At 66.5% G+C, this 8,491-nt stretch carries 11 protein-coding genes; 4 read left to right on the forward strand and 7 right to left on the reverse strand.

The window, feature by feature from the left end; translation table 11 throughout:
* Nucleotides 1–42 precede the first annotated feature (42 nt).
* From ACFU99_RS23430 to ACFU99_RS23450, 5 genes are all read right to left on the reverse strand, one after another.
* Complete coding sequence (locus ACFU99_RS23430; protein ID WP_384395009.1) at nt 43–309, reverse strand: CopG family transcriptional regulator; 267 nt, start codon at nt 307–309, stop codon at nt 43–45.
* A 34-nt stretch (nt 310–343) separates the two neighbouring features.
* The gene (locus tag ACFU99_RS23435; protein WP_384395011.1) at nt 344–1,024 is read right to left on the reverse strand and encodes a ribonuclease H; all 681 of its coding nucleotides are present in this window, start codon (nt 1,022–1,024) and stop codon (nt 344–346) included.
* 102 nt (nt 1,025–1,126) lie between these two features.
* Nucleotides 1,127–1,351 (reverse strand): DUF397 domain-containing protein, encoded by a 225-nt coding sequence (locus ACFU99_RS23440; protein ID WP_384395013.1) that lies wholly within the window; start codon nt 1,349–1,351, stop codon nt 1,127–1,129.
* A 109-nt stretch (nt 1,352–1,460) separates the two neighbouring features.
* The gene (locus ACFU99_RS23445) at nt 1,461–1,685 is read right to left on the reverse strand and encodes a DUF397 domain-containing protein (RefSeq protein WP_384395015.1); all 225 of its coding nucleotides are present in this window, start codon (nt 1,683–1,685) and stop codon (nt 1,461–1,463) included.
* 4 nt (nt 1,686–1,689) lie between these two features.
* Entirely contained in the window at nt 1,690–2,565 is an 876-nt protein-coding gene (locus tag ACFU99_RS23450; protein ID WP_384395017.1) for a helix-turn-helix domain-containing protein, read from the reverse strand.
* Nucleotides 2,566–2,861: 296 nt separating this feature from the next.
* Here ACFU99_RS23450 and ACFU99_RS23455 point away from each other — a divergent pair, with 296 nt between their 5' ends.
* Nucleotides 2,862–3,485, forward strand: coding sequence for an ATP-binding protein (locus tag ACFU99_RS23455; RefSeq protein ID WP_384395019.1), 624 nt, complete (start codon nt 2,862–2,864; stop codon nt 3,483–3,485).
* On the opposite strand, the gene ACFU99_RS23460 is transcribed toward ACFU99_RS23455, so the two are convergent.
* The gene (locus ACFU99_RS23460; protein WP_384395020.1) at nt 3,486–4,418 is read right to left on the reverse strand and encodes an SDR family NAD(P)-dependent oxidoreductase; all 933 of its coding nucleotides are present in this window, start codon (nt 4,416–4,418) and stop codon (nt 3,486–3,488) included.
* A 34-nt stretch (nt 4,419–4,452) separates the two neighbouring features.
* Nucleotides 4,453–4,962 carry a TetR/AcrR family transcriptional regulator gene (locus ACFU99_RS23465; protein WP_384395022.1) on the reverse strand — a complete coding sequence of 170 codons (510 nt, stop codon included), beginning with the start codon at nt 4,960–4,962 and terminating at the stop codon, nt 4,453–4,455.
* A gap of 794 nt (nt 4,963–5,756) precedes the next feature.
* Here ACFU99_RS23465 and ACFU99_RS23470 point away from each other — a divergent pair.
* The 3 genes from ACFU99_RS23470 (at nt 5,757) to ACFU99_RS23480 (ending at nt 8,445) form a co-directional block, all read left to right on the forward strand.
* Complete coding sequence (locus tag ACFU99_RS23470) at nt 5,757–5,879, forward strand: hypothetical protein (RefSeq protein ID WP_384395023.1); 123 nt, start codon at nt 5,757–5,759, stop codon at nt 5,877–5,879.
* A 1,162-nt stretch (nt 5,880–7,041) separates the two neighbouring features.
* Nucleotides 7,042–7,188 carry a hypothetical protein gene (locus ACFU99_RS23475; protein WP_384395025.1) on the forward strand — a complete coding sequence of 49 codons (147 nt, stop codon included), beginning with the start codon at nt 7,042–7,044 and terminating at the stop codon, nt 7,186–7,188.
* Nucleotides 7,189–7,581: 393 nt separating this feature from the next.
* Entirely contained in the window at nt 7,582–8,445 is an 864-nt protein-coding gene (locus ACFU99_RS23480; RefSeq protein ID WP_384395027.1) for a DUF5655 domain-containing protein, read from the forward strand.
* Nucleotides 8,446–8,491: the final 46 nt, after the last annotated feature.

The following is an 8,491-nucleotide window of genomic DNA, read 5'->3' on the forward strand; positions in this document are numbered from 1 at the left end:
GAGCGCCGAGGGCCACACTCATGGGGGCGGGCGCGAAGTCGATCAGACCTTGATGACGGTGATGCGCCCGTCCTGCTCGGCCCGCGCGTGGCGGAGCTGATCACGGAGGGATTGGACCTCCTTGTCCGAGACGGCACCGTGCTCGGCTTCGGCGGCCTGGATGAGTGCGCTGAGATTGTCGCGTTCGACCTGGCGGGCTACGTCCGCCGCCACGTAGGCGGACAGGCCGGAAGGCCCGCTGTGGGTTGCGGCGGTTTCAGCGACATGGTGCGGCGTAGTGATTGCGTACTCACCGGTGGGCTCGCTCATGCCGCCAATCCTGCCGCGCATCCGCGCGCGGCTGTCAGAGCTCCCGGCACTCGGGATGCCCCCAGCTCCGAGCCCCCTTGGCGACTTGGGTCCCCGCCTCATAGGACCGTCCGCAGCCTCCGCACTGCCCGGCGAACTTTGCCTTGATGGTCCTGCCGCCCCCCGACCGGGGCCGGCCGGCCGCTTTCTTAGCGGTCTTCTGCCCCTGAGCGGAGGCGGGACGCGGCACCGGAAACTCCTGAGTCCCCTGTGACGTACCGGCGGCGACCTGACTTTCGGCGACATCACTGGCGGCCTGGTCGGCGATGGCGTTGAGGTGGTCGCCGTCGGCACGGTGGGCGGGCACGTAAACGAATTCCACGGCACGGCCGCTGAGCAGCGAGTCGATACGCTCCACAAGCTCCCGATTGGCGACGGGCTTCTTGGAGGCGGTCATCCACCCATTACGCTTCCAGCCGGGCAGCCATTTCGTCACGGCATTCATCGCGTACTGCGAATCCATCCGAACCTCAAGCTGGGCGGCCGGGTCCGTGGCCTCAAGCAGCTCGGCAAGCGCCGTCAATTCAGCAACATTATTGGTAGCGGTACCAAGCGGCCCCGCCTCCCAACGCTCCGGACGCCCCTCGGCATCCGCACTGACCCAGCCCCAGGCGGCTCGGCCCGGATTCCCTTTGGACGCCCCGTCGCAGGCGGCGATGATGTGCTCGGCAGACATCCCTGAATCATGCCAGCGCCCAACGCCCTCCGGCGAATCACCCGCCAGACGCCGCAGAGCGCCCGGGACGCGGTCGCCAAGCGCCCCCGCCGACCCGAGCGCCTACAGGTTGTCGAAGTCTCCGGCGGCTATGCCGGCTTTGAAGGCGTGCCACTCGCCGGGGGTGAAGCAGAGGTGGGGGCCGGAGGGGTTCTTCGAGTCGCGTACGGCTACGGCGCCGTCTGGGAGGGGTGCGAGTTCGAAGCATTGGCTGTTGCTCGCGGTGAAGGTGCTCTTCTGCCAGGTGAGGGTGTCGGGGCTGATCGCGTACAGCTCTGCCTTTTCCATCAGGTCAGACTTCCTTGCTTTTGGCGATGACGTCGCGGCTTTTGTCCGGAGAGAACGCCACACCCGTGAGGTTGTGCGAGCCAGCGGGGGTGGCTCTGAAGGCGCGTGCCTACAGGTTGTCGAAGTCTCCGGCGGCTATGCCGGCCTTGAAGGCGTGCCACTCGCCGGGGGTGAAGCAGAGGTGGGGTCCGGTGGGGTTCTTCGAGTCGCGTACGGCTACGGCACCACCGGGGAGGGGTGCGAGTTCGAAGCATTCGCCGTTGTTGGCGGTGAAGGTGCTCTTCTGCCAGGTGAGAGCGTCGGGGCTGATCGCGTACAGCTCTGCCTTCTCCATTAGGTCAGACTTCCTTGCTCTTGGTGTGGGTGATGATGTCGCGGCTCTCGTCAGGAGAGAGCGCCGCATCCGTGAGGCTGCGGAAGAGCCGGTGCAGGCGTCGCAGGTCGCGGGGGTCGTCCATCGTCAAGCTACCAGCGACCGACTCGCCGAAGGCCACATCGGGTACGTCCTCGTCCGAGAACTGGAGGATTCTGAACGCCGCGATCTGGGCTGCCTCTTCGCCCTTCTCGTAGGGGACGATCCGGAGATCGACGCCGTCGTGCGTCGAGATGTCCAGCAGGTACTCCAGTTGTTCCCGGTGCGTGCGCTTCCCTCCCACCTGGAAGTCCAGCGCTGCTTGCGTGACGACGTAGTGGCACTGGAGTGGGGATTCGGTCTCCAGCAGGCAGTGCCGTTGCCGCAGTCCGCGTACCTCGACGAGTGCGTCGATCTGGTCCGGTCCCAGTGAAGTGAAGCCCACCCCGGTGACCGCCTGGGCGTAAGCCTCAGTCTGCAACAGGCCCGGCAAGATACCGACTTGGTACTCGTGGACGACCGATGCAGCCGCCTCGAAGCCGAGGAATCGTTCGTACTGGGCACTGATGACCTCGCTGTACGGAGACCACCACGGCGGTCGCTGTTCCCGTGTAACCGCGTGTAGTTCGGCGAGCTGGTCGCGCTGGGGCGCAGGCACCTCGTAGAAGTCCATGAGCTTGGCGAAGTGCTCCTGGGAGCAGACGCGCTTGCCGGTCTCGATACGGCTGATCAAGGAGTCGTCGCAGCCGAGGACGGATGCCACCTCCGCGATCTTGAAGTGGTTGACCTGGCTGCGAAGGCGTCGCAGGGCTCGACCAAAGGTGACACGGGACATCAGCAAGGTGCTGTTGCTGCTGGACATGGATCTTCCCTAGCGTCGTGAACCAGCCCTGAGGTCGGTTCAGTTGTAGGCATTTGCTCGATCGGCAACGATCAAAAGTGAGCAATCGTCACCATGCTTGGCACGTGACAGGGGGGTGACTTGACGCTGCCTCACACAAGGTGCAGCTTAGCCGCTGTGACGGATCGCACTCGACTGAATGCCGAGAGTGGTCAAGTCTGGCGTGCCAGTTGAGGCGCGCGGAGCGACTGGTGGTCGAGCAAGCGTCGGCTCTCATCCGGGGGCCCGGGCTGCTCGCCGAATCGGTGGGAGCTGTCATGGGTGAACCGTATGAAGTGGGCTTTCGGCTGTGTCGGCGTAGCAGCAGCGTTCCGCGGGCGCGGGCATTGCTACGTGCCGTACTCGTCGACTGGGGCGTCACCGAAGACGCGCTGTACGAAGCCGAGTTGGTACTGGCGGAGCTGGTGACCAACGCGCTGCGGGTGCGCGTACCGAAGGACCGCCAGGTGGGGGTGCGGATCGTACGGCAGGCGGAAGAGAGACTTCTGCGACTGGAGGTGAGCGACGCCGGAGCGGGTTGGCCCGAGGTGCAGTCACCGGAGGCGGGGGAGACGCACGGGCGCGGGTTGCTGCTGGTGGAGGCGGTGGCTCACCGATGGGGTGTGGAGAGGCGCGAAGGCGGGATCGGGAAAACGGTGTGGGCGTCATTGAAGATCCCGAACCACGCGACTGAGGCTGCCGGTAAGGAGATCCCGGCGGTCACAGTCCGGGCAGGGCAGTGCGTACGCATGTGGGGCACGTGGCTCGGGGTACGCAGCGTGAGCGGCGAGCTGTACCCGACCGGCGGCAGCGCGGTCGTCCTGGTGCTGGACGACGGCCCGGCGCTACGGGTGCCCGCCGCCGAGCCACTGACCGTACGGGGCGGCGCGGTATCCGGGTGATCAGCTGCTGGCCGAGGCGGCAGGGTCGACCCCTGTCATCTCCACGCTCGCGTCCCACAGCCTGGCCGCCGTCTCGACATCCGTCATATGCGGCTGCGGCCGTTCGACGCGAGGTTCCCCACGCAGCCCGAACACCCGGGGCCCCCACATCTGCCCCCCGACCGCCTCTGGATCGAGGGCAGCACGCACGGCAGGCCAGGCACCGGCGTTCTTCCCCTGCAACACCACTCCAGCTGGAAGTCCGAGGAGCCGACGGGGGAGCGGGTTGACGTGAACGCCGGGCCGAGGGGGTGTGAGGGAATCCAAGGCCCCGCCCGGATGGGCGACAAGGCTCAGACGATCACTGCCGGCGGCGCGCAGCCGCCGGTCCAGCTCAAAGGCGAAGCTCATCTGCGCGAGCTTGGACCGCCCGTAGGTCTGCTTCGGGTCGTACGAGCGGGCGCACTGGAGGTCGTCCAGGTCGAGCCGCTCGGAACGCGTGGCGAAGCTGCCCATCGTGACGATGCGCGAGGCGGGAGCTGCTTCGAGCAACGGGGTCAGCCAGTGGGCGAGGGCGAAGTGCCCGAGGTGGTTGGTGGCGAGCATCGCCTCGTGGCCGTCGGCGTTCAGGCGCCGGGGCGGGTCGTCGAGCGCGATACCGGCATTGAAAACGGCGACATCCAACCGATCGACCTCCACCCCCTCCACAGACGCCTTCAACGAGGACAGATCCGAGAGATCGAGCGGCATGTGCAGCACGCGCGCCTGCGGCACTCGAATTCTGATGGCATCCCGGGCCGCGACAGCCTTCGCTGCACTGCGACTACCGAGAACGACAGTGGCCCCGGCCTCGGCGAGCTGTTCGGCGATGAAGTACCCGATGCCGGCGTTGCCGCCGGTCACGAGGGCGGTCAGGTGTTCGGCGCGCGCCGGCCGGTGAACGTTCCACGACATGATGAGGCTCCTCGATGGGGGGCGATACAGGAGTTCAGATCCCGGGCCAGCCGAGCTTGAGGTGCTGGAAGGCCGAGGCGAGGGCGGCCCTGGGGTCGGGGCAGCCGGAGGCGAGGTCGGTCGTCTCCAGGACGTAGCGGGCCAGCACCCGCAACGAGTCATCGACCTCCGCCCGCCCCGCGGCCTCGGCCAGCAGCTCGGCAAGAGTGTCCGCACAGGCGACCCACACCCGACGGGCGTAGGCGCACAGCGCAGGCGTGCCCATCACGAGATCCATCCGGCGCTGGTACTCCACAGGCAGATCCTCGGCAAAGGGCGCCCGCCCAGCGAAGAACGCATGCAGCGCATCCAGCACCGACCCCCCCTCCGGCCGCCCCCGCACCGCAACCGCCAACGAGGCCGCCCGCTCCCCGCTGTCGTCGAGAATCAGCGCCTCTTTCCCCGCCGGAAAATGCGCGAACACCGTAGTAACCGCCGTATCCGCAGCCGCCGCAATCTCCGCCACCGTCACCTTGTCGTAGCCCCTCTCCAGGAAGAGCTCCAACGCGGCATCGGACAGCGCCCTCCGGGTCGCCGCCTTCTTACGCTCCCGCCTACCCGGCCCCGATCCGTCCGCTGTATGTGTCGTCGCCATGACCTCATCATAGGCACACTGACTACGAAATACTAATCACTTCGATTTCATAGTTAGTGTGCGTGGGTGAGGGGAGTCCTTGTGTCCGGGCGTGCGGGCGCCGTCAGTGGCGGCGTGGTTGGCGCGGGGAGCAGTGAACGCCTCGCGGGCGTCCGGCACTTGAGCGCAAACAGCGGAAAACCCTCTGACCTGGCTTTAAAGCCTGATCAGAGGGTTTCTATGGCATTGGCCTGTCTCACACTCCAACTTCGTGAGCATGCGGTGCCCCCCGGCAGGATTCGAACCTGTGCACACGGCTCTGGAGCGCAATCGGAGTTTGTCTCGCGACGCCACTTTTAACGGCCAGTTTCTTGATCGGGAGAGGCGCGGAGCGTCCTCCTGTATCGCAGATAGCGCGAAGGGGGCCGCGGGATGTCCCGCAGCCCCCTTGGAAGGCTGTCCGTGCCCCGCCGGGCACGCAACGGGCACGGCACCCGTGACGGTTCGGGCGAAGAATCGGGAGATGCTCGATACGATCAGCGCTTCGCTTTGCTGACATGGCTACGGCACACCCGAGAGGCACCTTCGCAATGCGTCTGCGCTGGCACATACCTCTACCCGGCCCCTTTACCGTCGGTGGCAGCGTCCCTCTGGCCAACCGCCGTCGCCGATCGAGCAACGGGGGCTGCATCGCAGGGTTTGCGTACCTGTTCTTGTGGATCTTCGTGTTCGAGGCGTGGTTGGCGTGGTGGGCGGTCAAGGTCTGGTACGTCCTCGGCGTCCTTGCCCACAGGAAGATCACGGGGCAAACCACCCCGATGTGGCGCAGCCGCAACGGCTGGTGGTGATCACTCGAAGTCTCCTCGCCACCTGCGCCGGGACGATGCTCCTCTCGCCGGTCCGCCGTCACAGCCGTGACGGCGGACCGTGATGGTCAACCCCCTCTACCTTGCTCACTGTTCGGCCTTGCCCGTCGGGGGCCTACCTGCCTCTTTGTAGTAGTGGGGGGCCTCTACTGCGGTAGCGCCCCCGGTAGTGGCCTCTGGTCTGCGAGGTAGAGGGGTACGGCCTTCCGAACTGTCACGGCCATCACGGCATCCGTCACGGCGTCACGGTGGGTGTGACGGATGCCGTGACGGCACGGACGAAGGGCTGGAAGGGGCGCCTGCGGCCGCACGACCCTTGCAGGCTCGCTTCGCTCGCGCCGCCGGCCGCCGTACGGGCTCCGCGCCGTAGCGGTCCCCCGGCTGGCATGCCGCACGCGCCGCCAGCCGGAGCTCTCAACTGAAAATAACCGTCAGTCACTGCGTAGGCCCATGCGGTGCGCCCCGTGCGGGGGCGTGCTCTTCTTGTCGGTCACCGTCACTGCCGTGACGGTTCGCCGCGGCCGGGGCACAAGCAGGCTGTAACACCGGCGCCCCCAGTGGTACAGCCTGCTTGTGCCGCCGGGGGCGACCCAACGCCGTTTGCGCAGGACTCGGGTTAACGCCCCTTCATTAGGAGATCCAGTAGCGTCACGACTCCGATACCAACCATGAGGGCGGCGCCGAACGACGGGTGCTCAAAGGCGACGTACACAACCCCGCAACCAACTAGTACGAGCAGTGCCGTTCGCTGATCCACCTGATTGCCCATGCGTGAGGCCCTTCCTGTGTCTGCGTCGCTGTCGCTTTCACAGGAGTAAATGATTGGAATTCGGACAGAATCCCCAGGCGATTCGCATCTTTTTAGATCTTGCGATAAAATCCGCGCTCATTTGCGGCCTCGATCTGTGATCATTCCTCTGACCTGCCCACATTCCGTCTGGGCGGCGGAAATCCGCGCCTGTCAAGGTTAGGTGGCGCACACTCAAAAAGCCTTCAAAGGGGGCAGCGAGACTTCTTGCCGTCGGCGAGCGTGCCGCCACGGCGCGCGGCCGGTACGGCGGCTGGCGGCGCGAGCGAAGCGAGCCTGCAAGGGGCGTGCGGCCGTAGGTCGCCCCCTTGCATCACGCGGTGGCTGAACGCCGGGGTGCCCATCGCGGAAGCGGCCCGGCGGGTCGGCAACTCCCCAGAGGTCATCCACCGCCGGTACCGCGGATGCACCGACGGACGCGAGCAGGCGGCGAACGAAAAGATCGCCAAGGCTCTGGAAGAGGAGGGCGATATGGCGCAGTGAGCGTGTCGCGCATGTGTCGCGATCAGTGAGAGATAGCAAGAAAGAGCGGGAGTCAGTTGGACTGACTCCCGCTCTCTTCTGTCGGCATCCGCCCTGGTCACCTAGTAACGTTACTAGGTGGTCCGGCGAGTGCCCCCGGCAGGATTCGAACCTGCGCACACGGCTCCGGAGGCCGTTCGCTTTACGGGTGTTTGTGCAGGTCAGAGCGTTAAGTGACGGGTCGTCAGTACCGCGATCCCGCGCATATCCCGCAGCGTGGAAATGATCGCTTCCGGCCCACATGTCCTTCATGTCGCGTTCTGTATCTCCGGCAGGGGTGCGCTGATGTCCTGTGGAAATAATCCCGCAGTCCGGCGTGTTCGTCCTCGGTATTGCAAAGATCGGGAGGGGGCGGTGTCGGGGTTGAGGCTGTTCAACACGGACGGCGGGGTGACTGAGGTCACCCCGTATCTTGCTGAGGCCGAGGCGGATGTGCAGCATCTCGTCGAGGCGCACATGGAGACGTTGCTGGGCGTCCGTTTCCTGGTGAGCGAGTACGGTACCGGGCCGGTTCACGGGGGCCGGATCGACTCGCTGGGGCTGGACGAGAACGGCTCGCCGGTCATCGTCGAGTACAAGCGTTCGACTGACGCGGGGGTGATCCACCAGGGGCTGTTCTATCTGGCGTGGCTGGTGGATCACCGCAGGGAGTTCGAGTACCTGGTCCGTGACCGGCTCGGGGCGGCGGCTGCGGCCCGGGTGCGGTGGAGCGGGCCGCGTCTGATCTGTATCGCCGGTGACTTCACGCGCTATGACGTGCACGCTGTGCGTGAGCACCGGCGCAGTATCGACCTGGTCCGCTACCGCCTCTTCGGCGACGACCTGCTCGGGCTGGAGACCGTGGCGTCCGTCAGCGGCGGCGCGCCGGTGGCCGGGCGGGCGGCGGCCGGCAGCCATGGTGCGTCGTTGGCCGGGCTGGCGAACACGGTCGACGAGATGTTGCTCGGGCTCGGGGACGGGGTGAACCGCGTTCAGCGCAAGCAGTACCGGGCGTATCAGCGGTTGCGGAACTTCGCCTGCGTGTGTCCGCCGCAGCGGAGCAAGCTCCTCGTCTACCTGAAGGCCGACCCGAAGCGCGTCGACCTCGTTCCCGGATTCACCCGGGACGTGAGGGGGCTCGGCCACCACGGGACAGGCGACCTGGAGGTGCAGCTGCGCACCCCGAGGGACGTCGAGCGCGCCCAGGAACTGTTCCGCGCGAGCTACGCGGCCGCGTGATCGCGTGCTGGCGTCTCGGCCGTGAGTACTTCGTGCTGAGGGCTGG

Source organism: Streptomyces sp. NPDC057654 (assembly GCF_042800135.1).
GTDB lineage: Bacteria > Actinomycetota > Actinomycetes > Streptomycetales > Streptomycetaceae > Streptomyces.

Coding starts and splice junctions, on each gene's coding strand:
- ACFU99_RS23430 (WP_384395009.1), bottom strand. CDS start 309: ATGAGCGAGCCCACCGGTGAGTACGCAATCACTACGCCGCACCATGTC.
- ACFU99_RS23435 (WP_384395011.1), bottom strand. CDS start 1,024: ATGTCTGCCGAGCACATCATCGCCGCCTGCGACGGGGCGTCCAAAGGG.
- ACFU99_RS23455 (WP_384395019.1), top strand. CDS start 2,862: ATGGGTGAACCGTATGAAGTGGGCTTTCGGCTGTGTCGGCGTAGCAGC.
- ACFU99_RS23460 (WP_384395020.1), bottom strand. CDS start 4,418: ATGTCGTGGAACGTTCACCGGCCGGCGCGCGCCGAACACCTGACCGCC.
- ACFU99_RS23445 (WP_384395015.1), bottom strand. CDS start 1,685: ATGGAGAAGGCAGAGCTGTACGCGATCAGCCCCGACGCTCTCACCTGG.
- ACFU99_RS23440 (WP_384395013.1), bottom strand. CDS start 1,351: ATGGAAAAGGCAGAGCTGTACGCGATCAGCCCCGACACCCTCACCTGG.
- ACFU99_RS23450 (WP_384395017.1), bottom strand. CDS start 2,565: ATGTCCAGCAGCAACAGCACCTTGCTGATGTCCCGTGTCACCTTTGGT.